General features: G+C 56.9%; 22 protein-coding genes, 3 pseudogenes, 1 riboswitch and 1 other annotated feature. Of the genes and pseudogenes, 7 read left to right on the top strand and 18 right to left on the bottom strand.

Annotated features, from left to right (window positions below):
- Positions 1 to 339: 339 nt before the first annotated feature.
- Positions 340 to 987, bottom strand: a complete 648-nt coding sequence (gene trmB, locus IKE44_RS09135; protein WP_033009793.1) for a tRNA (guanosine(46)-N7)-methyltransferase TrmB — start codon at positions 985 to 987, stop codon at positions 340 to 342.
- 139 nt (positions 988 to 1,126) lie between these two features.
- Between trmB and IKE44_RS09130 the strand changes: the two genes are divergently transcribed.
- Complete coding sequence (locus tag IKE44_RS09130; RefSeq protein WP_055358935.1) at positions 1,127 to 1,396, top strand: YtzH-like family protein; 270 nt, start codon at positions 1,127 to 1,129, stop codon at positions 1,394 to 1,396.
- A gap of 51 nt (positions 1,397 to 1,447) precedes the next feature.
- Here IKE44_RS09130 and IKE44_RS09125 read toward each other — a convergent pair whose 3' ends face one another.
- From IKE44_RS09125 to pepV, 6 genes and pseudogenes are all read right to left on the bottom strand, one after another.
- The gene (locus tag IKE44_RS09125; RefSeq protein WP_055358936.1) at positions 1,448 to 2,233 is read right to left on the bottom strand and encodes a phosphotransferase family protein; all 786 of its coding nucleotides are present in this window, start codon (positions 2,231 to 2,233) and stop codon (positions 1,448 to 1,450) included.
- Positions 2,234 to 2,368: 135 nt separating this feature from the next.
- Positions 2,369 to 3,772 (bottom strand): annotated as a pseudogene (gene pulA, locus IKE44_RS09120) (type I pullulanase); the annotation flags it as partial.
- Between the two features lie 106 nt (positions 3,773 to 3,878).
- Entirely contained in the window at positions 3,879 to 4,814 is a 936-nt protein-coding gene (locus IKE44_RS09115) for a hypothetical protein (RefSeq protein WP_064213520.1), read from the bottom strand.
- A 4-nt stretch (positions 4,815 to 4,818) separates the two neighbouring features.
- The gene (gene thpR / locus IKE44_RS09110) at positions 4,819 to 5,397 is read right to left on the bottom strand and encodes an RNA 2',3'-cyclic phosphodiesterase (protein WP_049625019.1); all 579 of its coding nucleotides are present in this window, start codon (positions 5,395 to 5,397) and stop codon (positions 4,819 to 4,821) included.
- Positions 5,394 to 6,578, bottom strand: coding sequence for a maltose permease (gene malA / locus IKE44_RS09105; RefSeq protein WP_287465687.1), 1,185 nt, complete (start codon positions 6,576 to 6,578; stop codon positions 5,394 to 5,396). The genes thpR and malA overlap by 4 nt, the downstream gene beginning before the upstream one ends.
- A gap of 68 nt (positions 6,579 to 6,646) precedes the next feature.
- Complete coding sequence (gene pepV, locus IKE44_RS09100) at positions 6,647 to 8,062, bottom strand: dipeptidase PepV (protein ID WP_080985673.1); 1,416 nt, start codon at positions 8,060 to 8,062, stop codon at positions 6,647 to 6,649.
- Positions 8,063 to 8,313: 251 nt separating this feature from the next.
- Here pepV and IKE44_RS09095 point away from each other — a divergent pair, with 251 nt between their 5' ends.
- The gene (locus IKE44_RS09095) at positions 8,314 to 8,535 is read left to right on the top strand and encodes a DeoR family transcriptional regulator (RefSeq protein WP_033014532.1); all 222 of its coding nucleotides are present in this window, start codon (positions 8,314 to 8,316) and stop codon (positions 8,533 to 8,535) included.
- Positions 8,536 to 8,630: 95 nt separating this feature from the next.
- Here the strand turns inward: IKE44_RS09095 and IKE44_RS09090 are convergent, their stop codons facing one another.
- Positions 8,631 to 9,377, bottom strand: coding sequence for a pseudouridine synthase (locus IKE44_RS09090; protein WP_033009804.1), 747 nt, complete (start codon positions 9,375 to 9,377; stop codon positions 8,631 to 8,633).
- Positions 9,378 to 9,480: 103 nt separating this feature from the next.
- On the opposite strand from IKE44_RS09090, the gene IKE44_RS09085 reads away from it, so the two are divergent.
- Positions 9,481 to 9,693 carry a hypothetical protein gene (locus tag IKE44_RS09085; RefSeq protein ID WP_033006856.1) on the top strand — a complete coding sequence of 71 codons (213 nt, stop codon included), beginning with the start codon at positions 9,481 to 9,483 and terminating at the stop codon, positions 9,691 to 9,693.
- Between the two features lie 201 nt (positions 9,694 to 9,894).
- On the opposite strand, the gene IKE44_RS09080 is transcribed toward IKE44_RS09085, so the two are convergent.
- Entirely contained in the window at positions 9,895 to 11,520 is a 1,626-nt protein-coding gene (locus IKE44_RS09080) for a putative polysaccharide biosynthesis protein (protein WP_049625021.1), read from the bottom strand.
- Positions 11,521 to 11,632: 112 nt separating this feature from the next.
- Here IKE44_RS09080 and IKE44_RS09075 point away from each other — a divergent pair, with 112 nt between their 5' ends.
- Positions 11,633 to 12,943 carry a BaiN/RdsA family NAD(P)/FAD-dependent oxidoreductase gene (locus tag IKE44_RS09075; protein ID WP_287465684.1) on the top strand — a complete coding sequence of 437 codons (1,311 nt, stop codon included), beginning with the start codon at positions 11,633 to 11,635 and terminating at the stop codon, positions 12,941 to 12,943.
- 193 nt (positions 12,944 to 13,136) lie between these two features.
- On the opposite strand, the gene IKE44_RS09070 is transcribed toward IKE44_RS09075, so the two are convergent.
- From IKE44_RS09070 to IKE44_RS09040, 7 genes and pseudogenes are all read right to left on the bottom strand, one after another.
- Complete coding sequence (locus IKE44_RS09070; protein WP_008880941.1) at positions 13,137 to 13,316, bottom strand: sporulation protein Cse60; 180 nt, start codon at positions 13,314 to 13,316, stop codon at positions 13,137 to 13,139.
- Positions 13,317 to 13,431: 115 nt separating this feature from the next.
- Positions 13,432 to 13,719 (bottom strand): annotated as a pseudogene (locus tag IKE44_RS09065) (peptidase M4 family protein); the annotation flags it as partial.
- Positions 13,720 to 13,970: 251 nt separating this feature from the next.
- The gene (locus tag IKE44_RS09060) at positions 13,971 to 14,285 is read right to left on the bottom strand and encodes a rhodanese-like domain-containing protein (protein ID WP_013144427.1); all 315 of its coding nucleotides are present in this window, start codon (positions 14,283 to 14,285) and stop codon (positions 13,971 to 13,973) included.
- Between the two features lie 57 nt (positions 14,286 to 14,342).
- On the bottom strand, positions 14,343 to 16,760 hold the full coding sequence (leuS, locus tag IKE44_RS09055; protein ID WP_287465682.1) for a leucine--tRNA ligase: 2,418 nt from the start codon (positions 16,758 to 16,760) through the stop codon (positions 14,343 to 14,345).
- A gap of 74 nt (positions 16,761 to 16,834) precedes the next feature.
- Positions 16,835 to 17,059, bottom strand: a binding site (T-box leader).
- A gap of 61 nt (positions 17,060 to 17,120) precedes the next feature.
- Entirely contained in the window at positions 17,121 to 18,320 is a 1,200-nt protein-coding gene (locus IKE44_RS09050) for an MDR family MFS transporter (RefSeq protein WP_033014548.1), read from the bottom strand.
- Positions 18,321 to 18,435: 115 nt separating this feature from the next.
- Entirely contained in the window at positions 18,436 to 18,600 is a 165-nt protein-coding gene (locus IKE44_RS09045; protein WP_033009817.1) for a hypothetical protein, read from the bottom strand.
- 132 nt (positions 18,601 to 18,732) lie between these two features.
- Entirely contained in the window at positions 18,733 to 18,996 is a 264-nt protein-coding gene (locus IKE44_RS09040; RefSeq protein WP_033009819.1) for a YtzC family protein, read from the bottom strand.
- Between the two features lie 121 nt (positions 18,997 to 19,117).
- On the opposite strand from IKE44_RS09040, the pseudogene IKE44_RS09035 reads away from it, so the two are divergent.
- Both IKE44_RS09035 and mnmM read left to right on the top strand, forming a co-directional pair.
- Positions 19,118 to 19,342, top strand: a pseudogene (locus IKE44_RS09035) (hypothetical protein); the annotation flags it as partial.
- A 110-nt stretch (positions 19,343 to 19,452) separates the two neighbouring features.
- Entirely contained in the window at positions 19,453 to 20,040 is a 588-nt protein-coding gene (mnmM, locus tag IKE44_RS09030) for a tRNA 5-(aminomethyl)-2-thiouridylate-methyltransferase MnmM (RefSeq protein WP_049625025.1), read from the top strand.
- Between the two features lie 57 nt (positions 20,041 to 20,097).
- On the opposite strand, the gene IKE44_RS09025 is transcribed toward mnmM, so the two are convergent.
- Positions 20,098 to 21,207, bottom strand: a complete 1,110-nt coding sequence (locus tag IKE44_RS09025) for a tetraprenyl-beta-curcumene synthase family protein (protein WP_080706504.1) — start codon at positions 21,205 to 21,207, stop codon at positions 20,098 to 20,100.
- A gap of 338 nt (positions 21,208 to 21,545) precedes the next feature.
- Here IKE44_RS09025 and IKE44_RS09020 point away from each other — a divergent pair, with 338 nt between their 5' ends.
- Positions 21,546 to 22,094: a gamma carbonic anhydrase gene (locus IKE44_RS09020; RefSeq protein ID WP_011232320.1), complete on the top strand. Its 549-nt coding sequence runs from the start codon at positions 21,546 to 21,548 to the stop codon at positions 22,092 to 22,094.
- A 22-nt stretch (positions 22,095 to 22,116) separates the two neighbouring features.
- On the opposite strand, the gene metK is transcribed toward IKE44_RS09020, so the two are convergent.
- The gene (metK, locus tag IKE44_RS09015) at positions 22,117 to 23,328 is read right to left on the bottom strand and encodes a methionine adenosyltransferase (RefSeq protein WP_033014553.1); all 1,212 of its coding nucleotides are present in this window, start codon (positions 23,326 to 23,328) and stop codon (positions 22,117 to 22,119) included.
- Positions 23,329 to 23,457: 129 nt separating this feature from the next.
- A riboswitch (SAM riboswitch) is annotated at positions 23,458 to 23,572 on the bottom strand.
- Positions 23,573 to 23,654: the final 82 nt, after the last annotated feature.

Below are 23,654 nucleotides of genomic sequence, written 5' to 3'. Positions count from 1 at the left end.
GCCGACGATCATATCGATGACCAAAAACGGGATGAAAATCGGTGTGGTGCAACATGTTTCCGTTTGAGCGGGGCTGACCCAAAAGGCTGTCTGTCTTCAGGATAGACACAAAATATAGCGCGGAAGAAGCGATCGGTGTATATATAAAAACGAAAGGGGGTGTCCCGATCCTTTTGGGACACTGCCTTTTTTTGTAAGGCCGGAAACGCTCATCCGCTTTGAAGTTCGCAGACTGGGCCGGCATCGTGCCCTCTTGGTCGCGGCAGCGCAGCGTCCGCCCCTGTCGGCTTTTCGTAAAACAAAAAAGAGCCCCGCCTGTTGGGGCTCTTCCGTTTGCGGCTACGCCCGCCGCGGGCGCACCGCCTCGCAGCGGTAAATGCGGTTGCCTTTAGCGGAAAACTTCTCCTCGTATTCGGTCATCACATTGCCTTCGACATCGCTCCGATGCAAATCGAGCTGAACCGCCGCGAGCACAAAGCCGTATTGCGACAAGCTGACGAGCGAGTATTCAAAAAACGACTGGTTGTCCGTTTTCAAATGAATGTCGCCGTCTTCCGTTAAAATGCGTTCATAAAGCGCCAAAAAATCCCGATATGTAAGCCGCCGCTTCTCGTGCCGCTTTTTTGGCCACGGATCGGAAAAATTCAAATAAATGCGGGAGACTTCCCCGTCGGCAAAAAATGTGCCGAGGTCTTTCGCATTGGCATTGAGCAGCCGCACGTTCGGCAGCTCGCTCTCAATCAGCTTGTCAAGCGCTGATACGAGCACGCTCGGATACAGCTCGATGCCAATGAAATTGAGATCGGGATGAAGCTTCGCCATTTCGGTGATAAATTTCCCTTTCCCCGTGCCGATTTCAATATGGATCGGCCGCTCGTTGCCGAACAGTTCGCGCCATCGCCCACGCCTCGCTTCCGGGTCGGGAATGACGTAATGCGGATAAGCGGCGATTTTGTCTTTCGCCCACGGTTTGTTGCGCAAACGCATACGGACACCTCTGCCTCGTTGAATTTGTCAGTTTGACGATATCATAGTCGCGCCCAAAGAAGCAAACGCTCGGGCATAAACGCTGCTGCGCCCGGGCATATTAACAACGTACAGCTTTGCTTGAAGGATGGTGATCGACATGACGCTCGACCATAACGACCAATTGACCGTGCTCCGCGATATTTTATCCGAACATCAACTTGATTGCTGCGGAACCGTCTCCGAATGTGAACAAATTGAGCGGCTTGTAAAGTCGCTGCTTGCCAATAGCGAAGTGAACGCCCATGTCAAGCAAATTCTTCCGAACATTTACGCCTACGGCCAAGACGGAAAATACAGCGCCGATTTAAGCGCCCACATTTCCGCTCATCAAAGCCAGCTCGCCGACTGGGTGAACGAGCTCTCCTGAACAGGGGGCGGCGCCAAACCGCCGCGCTTTGCGCTGCCGCTTCGGTGCACGTCAAAGCGGGTCGGACAACACACGGTGCAAAAACTGGAGCGACTGCTCCTTTTCTTTTTTCCAGTCCTTTCCCTTCGGCCAAAACAGCGAGTAAAGCGTATGGGCGATCGTATACCACTTCAGGCGGAGGCCAAGCTCCTCCGTCCACGCCAACCCATACTCGCGCAGCCACGCTTCCCATTCGGCGCGTGGAATGTATAGATGAAGCAGTGTGCCGATGTCAATGGCCGGATCCGCAATGACCGCCCCATCCCAATCGATCAAGTACAACGTGCCGTCATCGGCAAGCAGCCAATTGTTATGATTGATGTCACAGTGGCAAACGACATATTGATCAGCCGGCAGGAGCGGGACGCGCAGCTCAAGCCAGCCGAGCGCTTCGGAAACGGCCGCCGAACCGAGCGGATGGCGCCTCTGCTGCTCAGCGAGCGCAGCGAACATCGCCTTAGGGTGCAGCGGCGTTTTGCCAAGCCGCTGAAGCATCGTCACGAGTTCTTTCGAGCCGTGAATTTTCTTCAGCAGCGCCGCCACCTGCCTGCTCTTCATTTCATGCGGCTTCAGTTCCCGCCCGTTCAGCCATTGCTGAGCCGTAAACACATCGCCGTTTTCCAGCCGTTTCGTCCATACGAGCTTCGGGACGATGCCCTCGGCAGACAGCACGGCAAGAAACGGGGAAGAATTCCGTTTCAAAAACAGCTTCTTTCCCTCATATTCCGCAAAATACGCATCCCCTGTTGCACCGCCAGCCGGAGTGATCGCCCACTCCTTACCTAGTAACTGTTCCAAAGCATGTTCACCTGCGACTTAAAGTACAAATAAAAAGGACGGCCATCCCGCAGCCTGCTTCCGTCCATGTTACTTGTATTATACTGAAATACAACCCCGGCATGCAAACATTTTTCTTGCCAAACAAACCTCCTAGAAATAGGCAAGGCGCGGCAGCCGCTTGGCGTTCGCCATCGTCGCTTTTTGCTCCGGAGCGAGCGGCGTCGGCAAGTCCCAGCCTTCCCCATAGACGAGAATGGACGGGTCGATCGCATCGAGCGCGTCGCGCACCGACTTCATCGTTTCGATATCATGCACGCCCATCAAATCAAAACGAAACCCGTTTATGCCGTACTCTTTCGCCCAAAACACCACTGAATCGACAATCCAGCGGCGCGCCATCCGCCGCTCGGAGGCGATATCGTTGCCGACGCCGGTGCCGTTGGCCGGCCGGCCGTAGGCGTCATAGCGGAAGTAATAGCCGGGAACAAGCTTCTCAAGCGGCGACTGCTCCCGGTCGTACACATGGTTGTACACCGCGTCCATCACGACGCGCAAGCCGTTCTCCTGCAGCGCGCGGATCGCCTGCTTCAGCTCGACAATGCGCGCGTATGGGTCATGCGGATCGGTGGCATAGCTTCCTTCCGGCGCATATAGATGAAGTGGATTGTATCCCCAGTTGTAGGCCGCTTGTGGATCGCGCTCATCGACCCCGGCGAAATCGGCAAACGGCATGAGCTGGACATGGGTGACGCCCAGCTCCTTCAAATAGGAAAGCCCAGTGACGGTCCCGTTCGGCCCGCGCGTATGTTCCTCCGTCAACCCGAGGTATTTTCCTTTCCAGACGGCGCCGCTGTCAGGATGGCTCGTAAAATCGCGGATGCTCAGCTCGTAAATGACGGCATCGGTCGGCGACGGGCATGGCGGAAGCGGCGGAGCAGGCTTGGCCAGCTTCGTTTTTTCCCAATCTACGATCACGCCATACTCTCCGTTGACCGAGACAGCGGTCGCATACGGGTCAACCGCCTCGCGCCAGACGCGGTTGATGCAGGCGACATACATATAGCGCGCCCGCTCCCAGTCCCCGGATACGGCCACCGACCAGACGCCGCGCTCCCCGCGCACAAGCGGCACATAGCGGACATCGCCATGGTCTGGATGGACGAGCTTGACGCTCACGGCAGTGGCCGTCGGCGCCCAAACGCGGAAGATCGTCTGCTCTTTCGCATACTCCACGCCAAGCTTTCCGTCGTAAAAAAACTGGTCATCAAACGCTGCCGTCCGCACCACCGCCCCGATTTGCACATCGGAATCCTCCCCGGAGCGGGCGCGAATCCAATGCGTCTCTCCAAATTGAAACGGCACCGAAAACCAGCACACATATTTGACCGCATCGCCCAAGTCCTCCTTTTGTTGCACCACAAGCGGGATGTCTTCTCCGCTTGGCGCCGTCATCACAAACGGCTCCATGTTGTCGAGGCAGCGCGCTTTCGGCACGATCACTGTTATTTGATCGATCTCGTCCAAATAGGCGGCAAACGTTCGGCTGATGTGAAGCATCGCGGTTCACCTCCTTTTTTTGCCTCCCGTTAGTACTATCATACGCAAAAGAAAAAGGGCGGTGCCAAAAAAAACAGCCGGTCGCCCCATCGATGCACACATGATTCTATTGTTGCCACTCATCAACGCCGCTATTCCCGTCATAACGGCGGCTCGAAAAGCTGATGCAATGCCTGAGCAGTGCTTCAGCCGCCTTCAGCTGCCCGTGCCGAAGCGGCAGAGCCGAGCCGCGCAGGCGGGAAAACCATGATTCATAGTTTCGCTTATCGATATAGCGGACAAATGGAAAGAGATGGCCACTGTCAATGTAGCCATAGCGGTTGACAACCGCCAGATGGATCGGCCACTCCACACCGTGCCGGCGGAAAATGTCCGAAACGATTCCTTCCGTCCGCCGCAGCGAGATAACCGGGTTGACCCGCTTCACTGTGTCCGCTCCGGCGCGTTCCACCCAAAACCGGCCGGTGGAGGCGATGACGACGTTGTCCGGCTCCCCTTCGACAAACGCGAGACACCAAGCGGCCGCCGGCGTCAACAAAATCGTCTCAAGCTCGACGGCCGCCTTGCCGGCTGCCGCGACTGGCCGGTAAAAACATAAATAGGTGTCCGGAAACCGCTGCAAAAAATATTTCAACCTTTCATCGCCGTACCATGCTTCATCCACAAAAGAGATGTGCGTCATCGTTGAACTCGCCCATCTCAGCTGGAGCTCAAACAAATCGTCAAGAAACTGCCGCTTCAGCTCATCGAGGGTGGCCGCCCGGCTCAAAGACGGGGCGGGCGGCCGTTCTTCGTCCATCTCCGGCTCCGGGCCGCGGCGCCAGCGGCCGATGAGCCGCTCCCACCATGACGGCTTGTCAAGCAAAAAGTCCCACGTTTCTTCCGGTTCCCGCCGCGCGCCATCGGCGTCCCGCTCCGCCTCCCAACGCGCTTTCGCCTGCTCCCATTGCCATTGTTTCAGCCGGATAAACTCCGGCACATAATGATACACATCCGTTTCATAGCGGGAAATATAATCCCGCAGCTTCAAAAGCTGCCCCATGCCTTCACCCGCTCCGGCCGTCCGGCGCGCCAAGCAACGGGAACGCGGCGATCGTCTCGTATTTCGGCGTTTTCTCCATATTCGTCCGGTACAGCACGATTTCCGGCACCGAAAACACCGTCGAAGCGGCTGGAAGCGAACGGAGCGCCTCCAGCTGAAACGGCGCCTCGCCCTGCCATTTGCGGGCGATCGTAATATGCGGGGCAAACGGCCGCCGGTCGAGGGAAAAGCCGAGCGCAAGGCACGCTTCATACACATCGCGTCGCAGCTCGTTCAACGCAGCCTCCTCTTTCACCCCTTGCCAAAAAATGCGCGGCGCCGTCCGCTCCCCGAACGTCCCCAGTCCGGCAAGCGCGAGGGAAAACGGGGCGCTTTTGGCGGCGACGGCGGCCATCGCTTCGCACAGCGGCGCCATTTTCCCCGGCGGCACATCGCCTAAAAACGCGAGGGTGATATGATAATCCTCTTCATGCACCCATGTGCGAAACGGCAGCGATGACGACGCATCCCCCGAAAATCGGGCAATGGCTTGTTTCGCTTCAGACGTCAGCGGAACAGCGATAAAATAATGGCTTCGTTTCACTTCTCTTCACCTGCCGTTCGTTCTCGTTTTGCGAGCAAAAGGAGCACGAGCACACCCATGATCGTGCAGATGCTAAAAAACAAGTAGACAGCGCCGATCTGCCAACGCTCAAGCAAATATCCGCCCACCAACGTGCAAAACCACGCGCCAAGGCCGTTGCCGACCGCTGAGTATAACGCCACCGCCGTCGCCTGCACCCGCTCCGGCGCCAGGCGGCGCGCATATTGCAGCGCCGTCGGGATCGCCAGACCGACCGAACAGCCTTGCACGACCGTCGTCATATACACAAACCAAAGCGGCGGGTCGGCCGCATACGCCAGCCAGCGAGCCGCCGAGATGAGCGCCGCCAATAGAAGAAGCCGCACCATGCCGAAACGGCCGATGAGCCGATCCGCCGCTTTCATAAACGGCGCCTCGCTGCCGGCGGCAAACAAAAAAGCAAGGCCAATGCCGGTCAACGTCCCGCCCAGCTCATGAATGAGCAACCCGAAATACGAATTGTTGGCCAAAATCGGGCCAAACAATAAAAACGTCGCCACAAGCAGCAGCCGAAACGGGCGGGACGCCAGCAGCCCGCGCACGTCCTGCCGCGTCAGCGCCCCCGGCGCCCCCATCGGATAGCGCGGCAGGCGGGTGGCCAAAGCCGCCGCGGTGAGCAGCGCCAACGAAAAGGCGTAAAAAATGACCGCAAAGGCGATATGATCAGACAACCAGCCGACGGCCAGCACCGCCATCGCAAACCCAAGCGACCCCCACAGCCGGATCGCCCCGTAGTTTCCTCCCTGTTCGTGCACATGGCGAAGGGCGAGGCTGTCGGAAAGCGGAACGATGGCGCTTTGCATCGCTGACAGCAGCACGGTGAGCACAACAAACAGCCGATAGCTGCCGGCGAGCGCATACATGACCCCAAACAGCGCCGCCAGCACGAGCGCTGCCAGCAAAAGGCCGACCGGTTTGCGCGTGTAATCGGCCGCCGTGCCCCAAAGCGGCTGGGCCGCCATCGTCACGATCGGAGGAAGCGACATGATCCAGCCGATCGCCGCCCCCGAAAGGCGCGCCTCTTCCTGCAAATAGACGGACAAAAGCGGAAACAACGCACCAAAAGCAAAAAAGATGAGAAAGTAAAAGAGCGGAAACACCGTTTTTCGCGCTGCCGCCCCCCGTTTGAACGCCTCTTCCATCCCGTCCCCCCTTTCGTGAAAACAACGCCCGCCCCGCTCTCTTTTTCGCCGGAGCGGCGGACCGCCGTTTATTTCGCCAGCTCGTAGATCGCCTGCGCGTAAATGGCGGTCGCTTTCACCAAATCGTCGATTTCGATATACTCATCTTTCTGGTGGGCGACATCCGGACGGCCCGGAAACAACGCGCCAAACGCCACCCCGGCGGTCAAGGCGCGGGCGTATGTGCCGCCGCCGATGGCCAAAAGCCGGGCCGGCTCGCCCGTCTGCTCTTCGTAGACGCGCTGAAGCGTGCGGACAAGCTCGTGGCTCGGATCGATATAATGAGGCTTCGTATCGCTGAAACGGCTGAGCGCGAATCCATGTTCAGCCGCAGCGCCGGCGAGCGTCCGGCGGATCGCGTCGCCGTCGGCCGTCACCGGATAGCGGATGTTCAGCCCAATCGTTCCGCCATGCCGCCGGTCATACGACAGCACCCCGACGTTGACGGTCAATTCGCCGCTTTGTTCGTCCCGATACGCAAGGCCAAGCCGCCGGCCGCTGGCATCGCCGAAAAAGGCGGAGGTCACAAACTGAACGAACGGCCGGCTTCGGCCATCGAGCGGAAGCGACGCCAAAAACTGCGCCAAATAGACGCCGGCGTTTTTGCCGCGCTCCGGCTCGGCGCCATGAGCGGACACCCCTTCCAATTGAAAGACGACGGCCCCTTCGCTTTGCCTCATGCTCCCCTTTACGCCGCGCTCTCGGCAAAACTGTTCATAGAGGCCAAGCAGCTCCTCCGTCCGTCCCGCTCCTTCCACCACCGCTTCGGCCGCATCCGGCACCATATTGTAGCGGCGCCCGGCTTGGAATGAGGCAAGCGCGAGCCCTTCCGCCTCCGCCGATTCAGGCGGTCGGTACGACAAATCGGCGTCAATGATTCCTTTTTCGGCATGAATGATCGGAAAATCAGCATCCGGCGCAAACCCGACATCCGGCATTTCTTCCCGCTGAAAATAATGAGCGACGCAACGCCAATCGCTTTCCTCGTCGCCGCCGAGGATAAGCCGCACCCGCTTGCGGAGCGGCAAGCCGAGTTCTTTGACGATTTTCAAGGCGTAAAACGCCGCGACGGTCGGCCCTTTGTCATCGATCGCCCCGCGCCCGTAAAGGCGGCCATCCTTGACCTCAGCAGCAAACGGATCAACGGACCAGCCGTCCCCTGCCGGCACGACGTCCAGATGGCCGAGCACGCCGATGAGCTTCTCCCCTTCTCCCATTTCGATATGACCAGCATAGCCGTCGACGTTTTTAATGCGAAATCCTTCTTCTTGACCGCGAGTTAACATGTAATCGAGCGCCTCCGCCACCTTCGGGCCAAACGGCGCCCCCGGTTTCGCCCCGCCGTCATCGCGGACGCTCGGAATGCGGACAAGCGCTTGCACGTCGCGGACAAGATCGTCTTTTCGTTTCTTCGCTTCGTTCATCCAGTCGATGTTCAACGCCATTCTTCCTTTCCTTATTCAACACCCTTTTGTTGCCAACGTATCATATCAAAAACAGGAAGTCAAAATGTTTCATTCGTTGCAAATCGATTTCCGTTTCATGACAAAATGTTGAAATTTTTCGTGAATAGAGGCAACCGGGTAGCATTTCCCCCCTCATTTCGTGTACAATGGTAGTAAACAGACAAAGACATCTCTCATCTGCTAGCAGTCGGTTGTGCCATGCGAATGATGCTAAGATAGGGAGTGGTCTTTTGAAACCTTCAACACATCGGATGCTTACCCGCATCAAATCCGTGTATATGTACATTAGCGAAAAAGGAACGGTTACGACCCAAGAGCTTGTTGATGAGTTCGGCACCACCCCACGAACGATCCAGCGCGACTTAAACGTGCTTATGTACAACGATCTCGTTCTCAGCCCAAGCAAGGGCAAATGGACGACCACAAACAAAAAAGTGCGCATCTCTTCGTAAACCCGGTGCCAATAGGGTAGGCAAGATGGGAGATGAACGCGAACCATTTTTCCACAGATGAATATCCACTATTTTTCCATAAAAAAGGAACCGCGTTAGGTTCCTTTTTTTTCGTCCGTCTCTGGCCGGTATTGCTTCAACATGTCCACCTCTTCGTCCGTCAATTCCCGATACTCACCGACCGCCAAATCCGGATCAAGCGGCAGCGGCCCCATTTGAATTCGTTTTAAATAGACGACCCGCTTGCCGACCGCTTGAAACATCCGCTTCACTTGATGGAACTTCCCTTCGGTGATCGTCACCTCGACATCGGAACGAAGGCCGGATTTCAACACAACGAGCTTGGCCGGTTTTGTTTCATAGCCGTCATCAAGGACGACGCCGCGCTGAAACGCCGCGACATCCGCTTCCGTCACTTCCCCGTCCACGACGGCAAAATACGTTTTCGGCACGTGTTTTTTCGGCGACAACAGCTGATGGGCGAGCTGGCCGTCATTCGTCAAGAGCAGCAGCCCTTCCGTATCTTTGTCAAGCCGCCCGACCGGAAACGGGGAAAACGCCCGGTCTTCTTCTTCAAGCAAATCGACGACCGTCTCTTCCACGGCATCTTCCGTCGCGGAAACGACCCCCGAAGGCTTATTCATCATCAAGTAAATGAATGGCTTGTACTCGACCGTTTCTCCCCAAACGGTCACGATTTGCTCATCCGGCCGCACTTTCGTTTTCGCATCACGAACCGGCGCGCCGTCCACTTTCACCGCTCCGGACTTGAGCAGCTTTTTCACTTCCTTCCTCGTCCCATACCCCATATGGGCGAGCAGCTTGTCAATGCGCAGCTCCACAAATCTCCCTCCTAAAAAAATGGCCTTCATTAGGCGTTCATCTAGTCCGTTTCCGCCTTCCCCCATACACTGTGAAGGAAACATCAAGAAGGGGGATTTACCGATGAATGAATATTACTATTATGTCCCAACGTTGGATGATTACCGTCAACAGCCGCCAGCCAGCCAATTTTGGCCCGGATACCCAGGCGGGCCATTCGCCAACTGGGCGCGGCGCATCGAACGGCTTGAGCGGGCCGTCGAACGGCTCGACCGCCGGCTCGACCGGGTGGAAAGCCGCCTCGATCGCGTCGAACGCCGGCTCGGCCTGTCGTAAGCGAAATGGAGAAAGAAGGCGGGGACGACCGCCTTCTTCTTTTTTTGCTGCAAGCCGAACGGCATGGGGGAGGGCGAAAAACAGCCGTCGTCGAACCCTTTCGCTCGGGCGCCGCGATGTTCGCAAGAAGCGCCGTCCGCCAGGCTCCCGGCCTAAACGAGCCGCTTCTAGGAAACGGCCGATCCCCCCATACACCCTCGTCTACGATACCGCCTTTTTCTCTTTCCGGCGCCAAAACGCAAACCGGTCGCCAAACAGCGCCGAAAACAACCCGAAGCGGATGCTGAGAAACAAGTAGACGGCCGCCCCGACCGCTGCGCCGATGGAAACAGCGCCCACCGATTCAGCGGTGCCGGCGCGGTAATCGATCCATCGGGACGCCAGCGCCTCGACCCCCATAACCGCCGCTGACATCGCCGCCGTCAGGATGGCCATAAACGCCGTCCGGCGGGCGACAAACCGATAGCGGTAGCGCGTGCGGCGCTGAATGACCCATAAGTTGAACGCCACCGAGACGAAATAGCCCGCCATCGTGGCCACAATGGCCCCGACGGCCGACCATTTCATAATGAGCGGCGTGTTGAGCAAAAGCTTCACAAGCAAGCCGGCTGTCAAACTGACGACCGTAAACCGCTGCTCGTTGATGCCTTGCATGATCGCCGCCGTCACAGAAAACAAAGCGTACAAAATCGCCGCCGGCGCATACCAGCGCAACACTTGTTCACCAAGCGGATCATAGCTGTAAAACGAGCTGTACACCGGCCCTGCCAGCACCGCCATGCCAATCACCGCCGGGAGCGTTAAAAACATGAGCACTTGAAACGTCTGGTTCAAATATTGCCGCAGCGCTTTCCAATCTTGCGCGACATACGCTTTCGTAATCGTCGGGATGAGCGCCAAGCTGAACGAGGTCGCGAGCGTCACGGGGATGACGACGAGCTTTTGCGCCCACATGTTGAACACGGAATACGCGTGCTCCGCGATGCTCCCGCGGCCCGCCGCCGCCATCGCGTGATTGAACGTAAACTGATCGACGAGCTGGTACAGCGACATCGACAAGCCGACAAAAACAAACGGAATCGAAGAAAGAAGCAGCTCTTTATACATCGCCAAAAGCGACACGTCCGCTTCGCCGCGGTCACGCGCAAGCAGCGACTGCAAATACGGACGCCGCTTCCACCAATAGACAAGCAACACCAAAAGCCCCGCCGCCGCCCCGACAAACGCGGCAAACGTCGCCGCGCTCACAGCGGAGACGATCGAGCCGTCCATCAGGCGCAAAATGACGTAGCACGCCCCAAGCAAAAACGCGATGCGCGCGATTTGTTCGACGACTTGCGACAGCGCCGTCGGGCCCATCGACTCATGTCCTTGGAAAAATCCGCGGATCAAGCTCATCACCGGCACGATGAGGAGCGCAAAGCTGACCGCGCGGATGACGGCCGTGACGTCGTCGACCGAGTTGACGTTCGTTTTCGCATCGATGACGTGCGGCGCCAAGATGGGCGCCAGGGCGTACAAAATGAGCCATGAGGCGATGCCGCTTGCGATCATCAAGACAAGGCCGGAGCGAAAGAGCCGATAACCGACGCCGTATTCCCCAAGCGCGTTGTATTTCGACACAAACTTTGACACCGCCACCGGCAGCCCGCCGGTCGCCAAGCTCAAAAAAATTTGGTACGGCACATAGCCGTATCCGTACAGCGCCCCGCCGCGCTCGCCGACAAGATGGTAAAACGGGATGACGTAAAATAAACCAAGAAGGCGAGAAATCATCACGCCAGCCGTTAAAATAAACGTGCCGCGCAGCAGTTTCGATGTTGACATATGACCCCTTCCCTAGCCATGGACGTTGAAAATGATAACGTATCTATTTTACCATAGTTGTCAATGGAACGAAAAATATCGGCCACGCGCAGAAAGAAAGGGTGGAATGAACATGGGATACGACGTCATCATCATCGGCGGCGGTACGTCCGGGCTCATGGCGGCCATCGGCGCCGGCGAAGAAGGGGCGAAGGTGCTCTTGTTGGAAAAAGGAACGAAGCTCGGGCGCAAGCTCGCCATCTCCGGCGGCGGACGCTGCAACGTGACGAATCGGCTGCCGGTGGATGAAATGGTCCGCCATATTCCCGGCAACGGCCGCTTTTTATACAGCGCCTTTTCCGTATTTAACAATGAAGACATCATCCGCTTTTTTGAGCGGCTCGGCGTGCCGCTCAAGGAGGAAGACCACGGCCGCATGTTTCCCAAAAGCGACAGCGCCCAGTCGGTCGTCGACGCGCTTGTTCGCGAATTGTCGCGCCTTGGCGTCGATGTTCGACTTGAATCGCCAGTGGCGGACGTGTTGTATGAACAAGGAAAAACAGTCGGTGTTACGCTGAAAAGCGGGGAGACGATCCACGCCCGTGCGGTTGTCGTCGCCGTCGGCGGCAAATCGGTGCCGCAAACCGGCTCAACAGGCGACGGCTATCCGTGGGCGGAAAAAGCGGGTCACACGGTGACCGAACTGTTTCCAACCGAAGTTCCGATCGTCTCGCATGAGCCGTTCATCCGAGAGCGGACGCTGCAAGGCTTGTCGCTGCGCGACGTCACGTTAAGCGTCTTAATGCCGAATGGCAAACCGATCATCACCCACCGGATGGATATGCTGTTTACGCACTTCGGCATTTCCGGCCCAGCTGCTCTCCGCTGCAGCCAGTTTGTCGTTAAGGCGTTGAAAAAAACGGCGGACGGCGCGGTCAAAATGAGTATCGACGCGCTTCCGGACGTGACGCAGGAAGAGCTGTTTCAACAGTTCGCCAAGCTGTGCAAAGAGGAGCCGAAAAAGGCGATGAAAACGATCGCCAAAACGGTGCTTCCCGAGCGGTACGCCGTCTTTTTGCTCGAGCGGGCCGGCATCGACCCGCACGCCTCTGCCGGCACGGTCGGCCATGAGGCGCTGCGGGCGTTTGTCCGACAGTGCAAACAATTTACCTTTTACGTCCACGGCACGCTGCCGCTTGAGAAAGCATTCGTCACCGGCGGCGGCGTGTCGGTCAAAGAAATTGAGCCGAAAACAATGGCCTCCAAATGCATGGCCGGCCTTTACTTTTGTGGGGAAATTTTGGACATTCACGGCTACACGGGCGGCTACAACATCACCGCCGCCCTTGTCACCGGGCGGCTCGCCGGCGTGAACGCCGCCCGCTATGCATTGGCGGAAAAAAACGGGGCGATCGGCTCCGCGGGGCAGACGGCAACGAATTGACCGCCATCCTCATGCCCCTCGGGTGCTCCGGGGCTTTCGCTGACATTCCGACAACGCCCGTCTTCAAGGCGGGCGATCGCAAAATTTCGCCGCCTGAAATGGAAATGCCGAAACGAAAAAAGCGTCGCCCGCTTTGGGGGGGATCAGCACGAAAACGGCCAAAGAATCCCGCAGTCTGGAGCCGTGTGAAGTGTCAAGTCCGGTAAATGACCATGGCGGAAAAACAGTAGATTTGCTCGCCTTCCGATTCCATCGCCGCCACGCTGTACTTGACATCGATCAACTGTCCGTCTTTCAATCGGGCTAAAAAATCATTGACCGCCGCTTCCAAATCTTTTTCATGCTCTTTATCAAACACTTTCACTTTGTACATCGCCATTCCCCCGTTTTCTTTTTCCTTTTCCACGCATTTAGGGAAAATCCTGCCCACAAAAGGCGTCACGCGCCCCCGAACAGCGGGACGCGTGACGTCAGAAACTTCATTCGTCTTAATACACTCCAACCGCATTGAACGCCTGTTTCACCGAGTTGACTTCTTGGCTTGTCGACCCGTACAAATCAGCGGCCGCTTGCACGCAGGCGGCGCGCAGCTGGCTGAAGTTCGACGTCGGCGTCAAATAGTAGACAAGCGCCCGGTAGAAAATTTTCCCCATTTTGTCGCGGCCGATGCCGGTGACGCTCACGCCGTAATGGACGCCGCCTTGGCTGAGCAAGTACGCCGCTTTATTGATGATGCCGCTGTTTGTATGGACGCCGCCGTTGTCTTGCATGCCGGTTTATTTTACTGAAAATTATAACGTTTTTTGTCTGCTTCCATCGCCCTTCGGCACTAAAAAACAAAACAGGCGCCCCAAACGATTGGGACACCTGTCGAACAAAACGTGCAGGCCGCCTTCGGCTGCCGGCTGCATGTCGGCCGAAACTGTGATGTCTCATTAACATGGAAACCTTCTTCACGAAAGCCCGCATCGCCATTCGCACGGACGCCCGGCCGCGGTCAGGCGGAAACGGCAGGCGCGACGAGGCATCATCGTTTCGGCACCGTTTCCCCTTCCCACTCAAGCATGCCGCCTGTCATGTTGCGGACGCGATAGCCAAGCTCTTGCAAGTAGCGGCAGACGTTTTCGCTCCGCCGTCCGGAGCGGCAGACGAAAATATATTCTTCATTGCGGTCGAATTCCTCAAGCCGATCGGGGATGTCGCCCATTTTGATATGCTTGGCGCCCGGAATCATGCCGAGGGCGACTTCCTCGTCTTCGCGCACATCGACAATGTTCAGCTTTTCACCGCGTTCGAGTTTTTCTTTCACTTCAGCCGGCGTGATTTCCTTGATCTCTTCCATGGCAGATCGACCCCTTTCGTTGGTGGATCAGGAGCGGGCCGAAGCCCGCCCTCATCATCAGTTGGCGACGATATTGACGAGCTTGCCCGGGACGGCGATCACTTTGCGCACCGTTTTGCCCTCGAGCTGCTCTTTAATTTTTTCGTCGGCCAGCGCCCGCTCCTCGAGCGCTTCTTTTGGCAAGTCGGCTGGCACGTGCAGGCGCGACCGCACTTTGCCGTTGATTTGCACGACGATTTCGACGACGTCGTCGACGAGCTTCGTTTCATCATACGCCGGCCACGGTTCGTAGGCGATCGTGTCCGTATGGCCGAGCTTTTGCCACAACTCTTCGCCGATGTGCGGACAAACCGGTGACAAGAGCTTGACGAAGCCTTCCATGTATTCTTTTTTCATTTGCTCCGCTTTGTACGCTTCGTTGATAAACACCATCAGCTGCGAAATGGCAGTGTTAAAGCGCAAGCCTTCATAGTCTTCCGTCACTTTTTTCACCGTTTGATGATAGACGCGCTCGAGCGTATCGTTCGCCGGTTCGTCGACAATGTTCGGGTTCAGTTCGCCATTCTCGGTGACAAAGAGTCTCCAGACGCGGTCGAGGAAGCGCCGCGCCCCATCAAGCCCTTTCGTCGACCAGGCGATCGACGCTTCAAGCGGCCCCATGAACATTTCATACAGCCGCAGCGTGTCGGCGCCATGGCTTTCGACGATATCGTCCGGGTTGACGACGTTACCTTTGGATTTGCTCATTTTTTCGTTGTTTTCGCCCAAAATCATCCCTTGGTTGAACAGCTTTTGGAACGGCTCTTTCGTCGGCACGACGCCAAGGTCATAGAGAAACTTATGCCAGAAGCGGGCGTACAGCAAATGCAAGACCGCGTGCTCCGCCCCGCCGATGTAGACGTCGACCGGCAGCCATTTTTTCAATTTCTCCGGATCGGCGAGCTGCTTGTCGTTGTGGGGGTCGATGTAGCGCAAGTAATACCAGCAGCTGCCCGCCCATTGCGGCATCGTGTTCGTTTCGCGCCGCCCTTTTTTCCCGGTTTTCGGGTCGACAACATTGACCCATTCTTCGATGTTGGCCAGCGGCGACTCGCCCGTTCCCGACGGACGGATTTCATCCGTTTTCGGCAACACAAGCGGCAATTCCTCTTCCGGCACCGGCGTCATCGTGCCGTCTTCCCAATGGATGATCGGAATCGGCTCGCCCCAGTAGCGCTGGCGGCTGAACAGCCAGTCGCGCAGCCGGTACGACACTTTTTTCCGCCCTTTGCCATGCTCCTCAAGCCAGGCGATCATTTTGTCGATCGCTTCCTGCTTGTTCAAGCCGTTTAAAAACTCGGAGTTGATATGCTCACCATCTCCGGTGTACGCTTCCTTTTCGATATTCCCGCCGGCAACGACTTCTTTGATCGGCAAGTGGAATGTTTTCGCGAATTCATAGTCGCGCTCATCGTGCGCCGGCACGGCCATGATCGCTCCGGTGCCGTAGCTCATCAAGACGTAGTCGGCGATCCAAATCGGAAGCCGATCGCCGGTGACCGGGTGAATGGCGTACGCGCCGGTGAACACACCCGTTTTTTCTTTCGCCAAATCGGTGCGCTCAAGGTCGCTTTTGCTTTGAATTTCCTTTAAGTAGGCGTCAACGGCTGGCTTTTGCTCCGGCGTTGTGATTTTTTCCACGAGCGGATGCTCCGGCGCCAAGACGGTGTACGTCGCGCCAAACAGCGTATCGGGCCGCGTCGTGAAGACGGTGAACGTTTCGTCATGGCCGTCGACGGCGAACTCGATTTCCGCTCCCTCCGAACGGCCAATCCAGTTGCGCTGCATTTCCTTAATGCTTTCCGGCCAGTCGAGCTCTTCTAAGTCTTCGAGCAGCCGGTCGGCGTAGGCGGTGATTTTCAACACCCATTGCCGCATCGGCTTGCGAATGACCGGATGTCCGCCGCGCTCGCTCCGGCCGTTGATCACCTCTTCGTTCGCCAGCACGGTGCCGAGCGCCGGGCACCAGTTGACCGGCATTTCATCCATGTAGGCGAGCCCTTTTTCATACAGCTTCAAGAAAATCCATTGCGTCCATTTGTAATAATTCGGGTCGGTCGTGTTGATTTCACGGTCCCAGTCGTATGAGAACCCGAGCGATTTGATCTGCCGGCGGAAGTTGTCGATGTTTTTTTGCGTAAACTCCGCCGGGTCGTTGCCGGTGTCAAGCGCATATTGCTCGGCCGGCAGCCCAAATGCGTCCCAGCCCATCGGGTGAAGGACGTTGTACCCTTGCATCCGCTTCATGCGCGCCAAAATGTCGGTTGCCGTATACCCTTCCGGATGGCCGACGTGCAAGCCGGCGCCGGACGGATACGGGAACATGTCAAGCACATAAAACTTCGGCTTGTTGTCATCATCGGGCGTGCGGAACGTTTTGTTTTTCTCCCAATAGTCCTGCCATTTTTGTTCAATTTCGCGGTGGTTGAAGCTCATCGCAGCACTCCTCCTATCCAGTTTTACTTGCATCATAGACGAAAATATGTACAAAAAAACCCCTCATCCCGAACAAAAGGGACGAGAGGAACACTTCCCGCGGTACCACCCTTTTTTGGCGCGCCTATGGCGCACCCGCTTTGTTCCTTAACGCAGATTCACGGCCGGCGTTATCGGCCGCAGCCGTTCACGCCGGCAACTCCGAGGCGAGTTCGCGGATTGACTTCGGTTGACTCGCACCGACCGTCAACTCTCTGCCGTCCATCAAGCCCGCTACTATTCCTCTTCACCGTTGTTCGCTTTATGATGACAAATTTATTATTATTGTAAAAAATTTGTCGATCGATTGCAAGCGAAAAACTAGACGGTCACAGCCGTTTTTTCCCCCGCCTCTTCCGCCCGCTTCGGCAGCCCCCGGTCATACACGAGCGCCGCGCCGACGGCCAGCAGAGCGAAGGCGACAAGCAATCCGATGAGCGGTTTCATTCCGAACGCATCGGCGACCCACCCGCCGAGGACCGGCCCGATCATCCGTCCAGCCGTGGCCGTGCCGTTGACGATCCCTTGGTAAAACCCGGCTCTCCCCAGCGGCGCCAGCTCGTTCACCACCGCCGGAATCGCCGGCCAGACGATCATTTCGGCGATCGTGAGCACAACCATCGACGTCGCAAATTGCAAAAGTGAATCCGCGCCAAACAATATCGCAAACGAGACGGTGAAAACGGCGAACCCGATGGCGATCTGCCGCTTCATCCCCGGCATAAAGCGGCGGACCAACGGCGCCAACAGCGGCTGGCCGAGCACGATCAAGGCGCCGTTGATCGTCCAAAGCAAGCTGTAGTGATGAACCGGAATGGAAAGCTCGCGCGTATAGGCGGCGATCGTCGTCGACCATTGGACGTAACTCATCCAGCATAATCCATAGCCGGCGCAAAGAAGGACAAGGGCGCGGATGTGCGCCCGGGGCGCCCCGTCCCCCGTTCGGCGCTTCCGCTCTTTTCTCCGCAGCGGCGGAAGCGGCATGCGCCGCAGCCCAATGACGACCGTCGCCAAAAAAGCGGCATACAGCCAAACGTTCGCCCAAAACACGAGCGCAAACGAATGCGAGGCGACAACGCCGCCAAGCGCCGAGCCGGCGGCGACGCCGATGTTTTGCGCCACATACAAGGCGTTGAATGCCCGCCGTCCCCCTTCCGGCCAAACCGCCCCGACATACGCCGACGCCGCCGGAAAGACGACGCCGTTGCCGATGCCGACAAGCGCCAGCCAGACGGCATAATGCGGCCAACCATGCCAGACGCCCAAACCGACAAGCGCCGCCATCGTCAGGCACGCTCCGGACACGAGCGTGCGAAACCCGCCGATCCGGTCAAACAACATGCCGCCGAGCAAGCTGCCAATGACGCTGCCGCCGGAGTTGAGCATCAGCACCGCTCCCGCTACGACGAGCGGCTGGCCGAGCTGTTCATGCAAATAAATGGTATTTAGCGGCCATAAAAACGACGCTCCTGTGACATTGAGCGCCATGCCGACAAGCAGCCACCAAAGAGCACGGGGCATCGGTCATCATCCTTTTCGTCTGCTATTTCGACTCCCAAACTAATTGTATGTGGGAAAGCGAAAAAAAGCAATCAAAAAAAGAGGGCGGCATGGCGCCCTCACAGACAGCGGCGCGTCACCCGTTCCGCTGCTTGGAGCGGGCCGGCTGGCCACCTGTTTGTTCATACTGTTTTTTCGCCAGTTTCACCGGATCAAAGTCTTGGCCGAGTTCCAAATCGTTATTGTTGTGACCGTTGCGCGTTTTTTGCTCCGGGTTCGTTTGTTTCAGACGTCGCTTCATTCCTTGTTCCTCCTTGTGTTCGCCATCAAGCAGACAGCCGCCCTGCGGTTGCTTTCCGTTTCACCGGTCAGGCAACATCCGCTTGTTATGCACCAGGACCTTCGATAGCGGCCATCGTGCAAAGCTCTTGTTTCATCGGTCAAGCAAAATCATCTCGTTTTGCAGCTGCTCAAGCTGAAGCCGCATCCGATGCAGCTGTTCCCGCTGCTGGGCGTTGCAACTTCGCGCCAAGTGAGCCAAATCGTTGACTGTCTGCTCAAGCATTTGCTGGGCGTTTGTGTATTCCGTGATGTTGTAGTGCTCTTGCTTTTGCGCTTCCGTATATTGTTCTTTCGCAAAGCGGATGACGTCTTCGCACCGCTGCAAAAATTCTTCCACCGATTGTCTTGTCGCCATGCGCTCACCTCTTTTCATGATGTTCCCTCATCTTTACTATGCGCCGACGCTTTCATCTGTATCACGTCAATGATTGGCAACAGTCGCTTTTTGCCGCCATCCGTGGTACAATGCAAGGATGATGCCATTTCAGCACAAGGAGAGAACGGCCGTGACAAACGCAATCCCATTTCCATATGCCGCCGACGGAAAACGGTATCACACATGGAACTGCCATTTGCGGCAAACGTTCGGCCAAAACGTGTTCAAAGTCGCCCTTGACGGCAGGTTTGACTGCCCGAACCGCGACGGAACGGTGACGTATGGCGACTGCACGTTTTGCAGCGCCGCCAGATCGGGCGATTTTGGCCCGATGTGGAGCGTCAACAAATGGGAAGGGCTAAACGCCATTGACGCTGAACTCAAGCGGCGGGACAGCTTTCAAGGAAAGCGGCGCGAACAGGGGGTGGCAAACGCATGGCCATCATGAATATTTTGCCGTTTGCCCGCTTTTTGCTTGATCAAGCAGTCAACGAAGGCGACATCGCCGTCGATGCGACAGTTGGCAACGGCCATGACACCGTCTTTTTAGCCGAGCTCGTCGGGGAGCGCGGGCATGTGTTTGGTTTTGATATTCAAGCCGAAGCGATCGCGGCGGCCAGAGCCCGCCTCGCCGAACACGGGCTGGACGGGCGGGTGACGCTGTTTCAGACAAGCCATAGCCTGCTGCTCGAAACGCTCCCCGACTCCGTTCACGGACGCATCGCCGGCGCCGTGTTCAACCTCGGCTATTTGCCGGGCGGCAATAAGCAAATCGCCACCCAGCCGGAATCGACGATTCAAGCGGTCGAGCAGCTTCTTTCCATCCTAAAGCCGGGCGGCATCATCGTTCTTGTCGTCTACCACGGCCATCCGGAGGGAAAGCGCGAACGCGACGCGCTCCTTGATTACGTCCGCTTTCTTGATCAACGGCGCGTCCATGCCTTGAAATACGAATTCATCAATCGGCAAAACAACCCGCCGTTTTTGATCGCACTCGAGAATCGGGCGGATGGGAGCGCCTGATTCCGTCCGATCCGCCGACGAACCACTGCTCTCGCCAGTACAAGCAAACGGCTGCCCTTACGAAAAGGACAGCCGTTTTTGTTGCTCCTGCCAAAAGCGGTACGCTTTTCCGTTCCAATAAAAAAACATCGACGCCGCCCCGCCGGCGCGGACGAGCCGGCGCGCCAGCCGGTGCAGACCGCGTTGCTTTTTCACCTTGGCATCCGACAAATACAACCCAAGAAGCCCTCGGTGAATAAGGCGGTGAAACTGGCTGTGCGGAAGGGCGCCGACATGGCGGTCGGCCTCTTCGATGAAATGGCAAAGCCGCTCAAGCATCACCGTTTCATTCGGATAGTAAAAGCAAAAATTCAAATCGCCGCCGGCTCGATCTTCCTCTTGATCGATCAAATAGTCGAGCAAAATGTGCAGCCCTTGAATGTATGGAAAATAACCGTCGCGCACTTGTCTCGCCATCTCCGGCGGCAGCGATTCGCCAAACGCATAGGCGACGAGGCAGAAAATACCGAGCGTCGAACCGGAGCAGGCGGAAAACTCATACCACTCCATCGGCGGCAAGGCGTCTTTGTATTGCGCGAACCATTTCTCCAGCCGCGGCACCCGCTCGCTCGCTTCGACATGTTTATGCACTTGCAAGTCGCAATAATATCCGGCCAATTCATGCAAAAATGGGGCGATCGTCTCATAATGGCGCACCGTCTCGAGCACCTCTTGGCACGTGCGGACAAGCGCCGGCAAATAGCCGCCGTCTTCCTGTTCGCGGCGATGTCGGTAATAGTTCGACGGCTCGGCGCCGATTGTCAACGCGTCCGGCATCGAATCGTGCAAGGCGCGAAAGTCGAGCGGATCGAGCGAGGTGCTGCGGTCGCACAAATTATCCAAATAATCGCTGATCGTCTGGTAAGCCACGATAAAGCGGATGCAATCCTCCATGTTTTCTCCGGCCAAAAGCGCCAAAATGGAGCCGCCTTCGCAATGGAACGTTTTCGACGCGATGCTCGCCAAGGCCTGGCGCCGAAGCTCCGGGTCGGGAATGCGCTCGGCCTGGCGCCGCCAATAGGCAAGCTCGCGGTGGACAAGCGGAAGCACGTCACGATACACCATTTTCATCAAGGCGATGGGGTTTTTCGGAATGTTCAATCGGTTCACCTCAGGTGCAAACACCATGGTCTCGTCTCCTAGCATTTCCATCTTATCGGCAACCAAAATTGTTTCGCGTCTGAACAGCTTGCGATCTCGTCTTCCAGTATTGCCATCAATGCGGCCGGGGCAAATCATAAAAGGGTTGGCGACGGAATGAAAAAGCCGCTCAACAACGGTTCTTCTCACGTTGAGAAGCTTTGTGAAATCGGATCTTCTTCCCCGATCCCAACCACTCATCGGGCGAAACGAAACGTTTTTCACCAATCCCGATTAGGCGCGCTCGCTTTCGTTGGCGATTTGGACGCAGCGTTGTACAATACATGGTGAACGATCGATTTTGCAACAGAAAGGAATGAACGCCCATGATTTACCCATACAAAGGCAAAACGCCGCAAATTGCCGCCTCCGCCTTTATCGCCGACTATGTGACGATCACCGGCGATGTCGTGATCGGCGAAGAGACAAGCATTTGGTTCAATACCGTCATTCGCGGCGATGTGGCACCAACGGTGATTGGCAACCGGGTCAATATTCAAGATAACTCAATTTTGCATCAAAGTCCAAACAATCCGCTTATCATTGAGGACGGGGTGACGGTCGGCCATCAAGTCATTTTGCACAGCGCCATCGTTCGCAAAAACGCGCTCATCGGCATGGGCTCAATCATTTTGGACCGCGCGGAAATCGGGGAAGGCGCGTTTATCGGCGCCGGCAGTTTAGTGCCGCCGGGCAAAAAAATTCCACCCAACACGCTCGCCCTCGGCCGACCGGCGAAAGTCGTCCGCGAACTGACGGAAGACGATATCCGCGAAATGGAGCGCATCCGCCGCGAATATGTCGAGAAAGGGCAGTATTACAAAGCGCTGCAGCAACAGCGGACATCGTGCGCCGACAAAAAAGAGCTACCGTGATCAGGCAGCTCTTTTTCTTTCATCACTTGTCCGCCAGCGCCAGCGCTTGTTCTCTCAGCGTCGTCGCTTTATCAGTGCGCTCCCACGGCAAGTCGATGTCCGTACGCCCAAAATGGCCGTAAGCAGCCGTCTGTTTGTAAATCGGGCGGCGCAGGTCAAGCATTTTGATGATGCCCGCCGGGCGGAGATCGAAGTTGCTGCGCACGACCTCAATCAAAATGTCTTCCGACACTTTGCCGGTGCCGAACGTATCAATGGAAATCGATACCGGACGGGCGACGCCGATCGCGTAGGCGAGCTGCACTTCGCATTTGTCGGCCAGTCCTGCCGCGACGATGTTTTTCGCGACATAGCGGGCCGCATACGCTGCCGAGCGGTCGACTTTCGTCGGATCTTTGCCCGAGAACGCGCCACCGCCGTGGCGGGCGTAGCCGCCGTACGTATCGACGATGATTTTGCGCCCCGTCAACCCAGCATCCCCTTGCGGACCGCCGATGACAAACCGTCCTGTCGGGTTGATGAAATAGTTCGTGTTCTCATCAAGCAGCTCCGCGGGCACGACCGGCTTGATGACCTGCTCTTTAATGTCGCGCTCGATTTGCTCTTGCGTAATTTCCGGATGGTGCTGCGCGGAAACGACGATCGTATCGACGCGCACCGGTTTGCCGTTTTCATCGTATTCGATCGTCACTTGCGTTTTCCCGTCCGGCCGCAAGTACGGCAAGACGTCCGTTTTACGCACTTCCGCCAATCGGCGCGCCAAGCGGTGCGCAAGCGAAATCGGCAGCGGCATCAATTCTTCCGTCTCATTGCAGGCGAACCCAAACATCAATCCTTGGTCGCCGGCGCCGATCGCTTCAATTTCCTCATCAGTCATCTGACCTTCGCGCGCCTCGAGCGCCCGATCCACCCCCATCGCAATGTCCGGCGATTGTTCGTCAATCGACGTCAGCACCGCGCACGTATCAGCGTCAAATCCGTATTTGGCGCGCGTGTAGCCGATCTCCCGGATCGTATCGCGGACGATGCGCGGAATGTCCACGTATGTTGATGTCGTGATTTCCCCGCTCACGAGCACCAGCCCGGTCGTGACGCTCGTTTCGCAGGCGACGCGGGCGTTTGGATCTTTTTCCAAAATCGCATCCAAAATGGCGTCAGAAATTTGGTCGCAAATTTTATCCGGATGTCCTTCCGTCACAGACTCTGAAGTAAACAAGCGGCGTTTGGCTGACATTCGGTTTGTTTCCTCCTCTTGGCATAATGTGGCGACACGGAACTCATTTCCCTTTTTCCCTTCGCAATATAAAAAACCTTTCCTGTAACGGCTGAGGAAAGGTCATGGCAATCGTATTGCTTCCTTTCACTCTTATCGTTCAAGGACTGCGCCTTGCCACAGGTTAGCACCATTTCACACATGTCCAGTTGTGACGGTTGCTGGGCTTCATCGGGCCTGTCCCTCCACCGGCTCGGGATAAGAGTATCCGTTCAATGACTTATCTTATCGCAACGGAATCGGCAAAGTCAACTATCAAAATTCATTTGAGTCAGTCAAGACTTTGT

The organism is Geobacillus sp. (genome assembly GCF_017515625.1).
GTDB lineage: Bacteria > Bacillota > Bacilli > Bacillales > Anoxybacillaceae > Geobacillus > Geobacillus stearothermophilus.
This window is presented reverse-complemented; position numbering and strand designations above follow the sequence as displayed.

Coding starts and splice junctions, on each gene's coding strand:
- trmB (WP_033009793.1), bottom strand. CDS start 987: ATGCGTTTGCGCAACAAACCGTGGGCGAAAGACAAAATCGCCGCTTAT.
- IKE44_RS09130 (WP_055358935.1), top strand. CDS start 1,127: ATGACGCTCGACCATAACGACCAATTGACCGTGCTCCGCGATATTTTA.
- IKE44_RS09115 (WP_064213520.1), bottom strand. CDS start 4,814: ATGGGGCAGCTTTTGAAGCTGCGGGATTATATTTCCCGCTATGAAACG.
- malA (WP_287465687.1), bottom strand. CDS start 6,578: ATGGAAGAGGCGTTCAAACGGGGGGCGGCAGCGCGAAAAACGGTGTTT.
- pepV (WP_080985673.1), bottom strand. CDS start 8,062: ATGGCGTTGAACATCGACTGGATGAACGAAGCGAAGAAACGAAAAGAC.
- IKE44_RS09085 (WP_033006856.1), top strand. CDS start 9,481: ATGAATGAATATTACTATTATGTCCCAACGTTGGATGATTACCGTCAA.
- IKE44_RS09080 (WP_049625021.1), bottom strand. CDS start 11,520: ATGTCAACATCGAAACTGCTGCGCGGCACGTTTATTTTAACGGCTGGC.
- IKE44_RS09075 (WP_287465684.1), top strand. CDS start 11,633: ATGGGATACGACGTCATCATCATCGGCGGCGGTACGTCCGGGCTCATG.
- IKE44_RS09070 (WP_008880941.1), bottom strand. CDS start 13,316: ATGTACAAAGTGAAAGTGTTTGATAAAGAGCATGAAAAAGATTTGGAA.
- IKE44_RS09060 (WP_013144427.1), bottom strand. CDS start 14,285: ATGGAAGAGATCAAGGAAATCACGCCGGCTGAAGTGAAAGAAAAACTC.
- leuS (WP_287465682.1), bottom strand. CDS start 16,760: ATGAGCTTCAACCACCGCGAAATTGAACAAAAATGGCAGGACTATTGG.
- IKE44_RS09050 (WP_033014548.1), bottom strand. CDS start 18,320: ATGCCCCGTGCTCTTTGGTGGCTGCTTGTCGGCATGGCGCTCAATGTC.
- IKE44_RS09045 (WP_033009817.1), bottom strand. CDS start 18,600: ATGAAGCGACGTCTGAAACAAACGAACCCGGAGCAAAAAACGCGCAAC.
- IKE44_RS09040 (WP_033009819.1), bottom strand. CDS start 18,996: ATGGCGACAAGACAATCGGTGGAAGAATTTTTGCAGCGGTGCGAAGAC.
- mnmM (WP_049625025.1), top strand. CDS start 19,453: ATGGCCATCATGAATATTTTGCCGTTTGCCCGCTTTTTGCTTGATCAA.
- IKE44_RS09025 (WP_080706504.1), bottom strand. CDS start 21,207: ATGGTGTTTGCACCTGAGGTGAACCGATTGAACATTCCGAAAAACCCC.
- IKE44_RS09020 (WP_011232320.1), top strand. CDS start 21,546: ATGATTTACCCATACAAAGGCAAAACGCCGCAAATTGCCGCCTCCGCC.
- metK (WP_033014553.1), bottom strand. CDS start 23,328: ATGTCAGCCAAACGCCGCTTGTTTACTTCAGAGTCTGTGACGGAAGGA.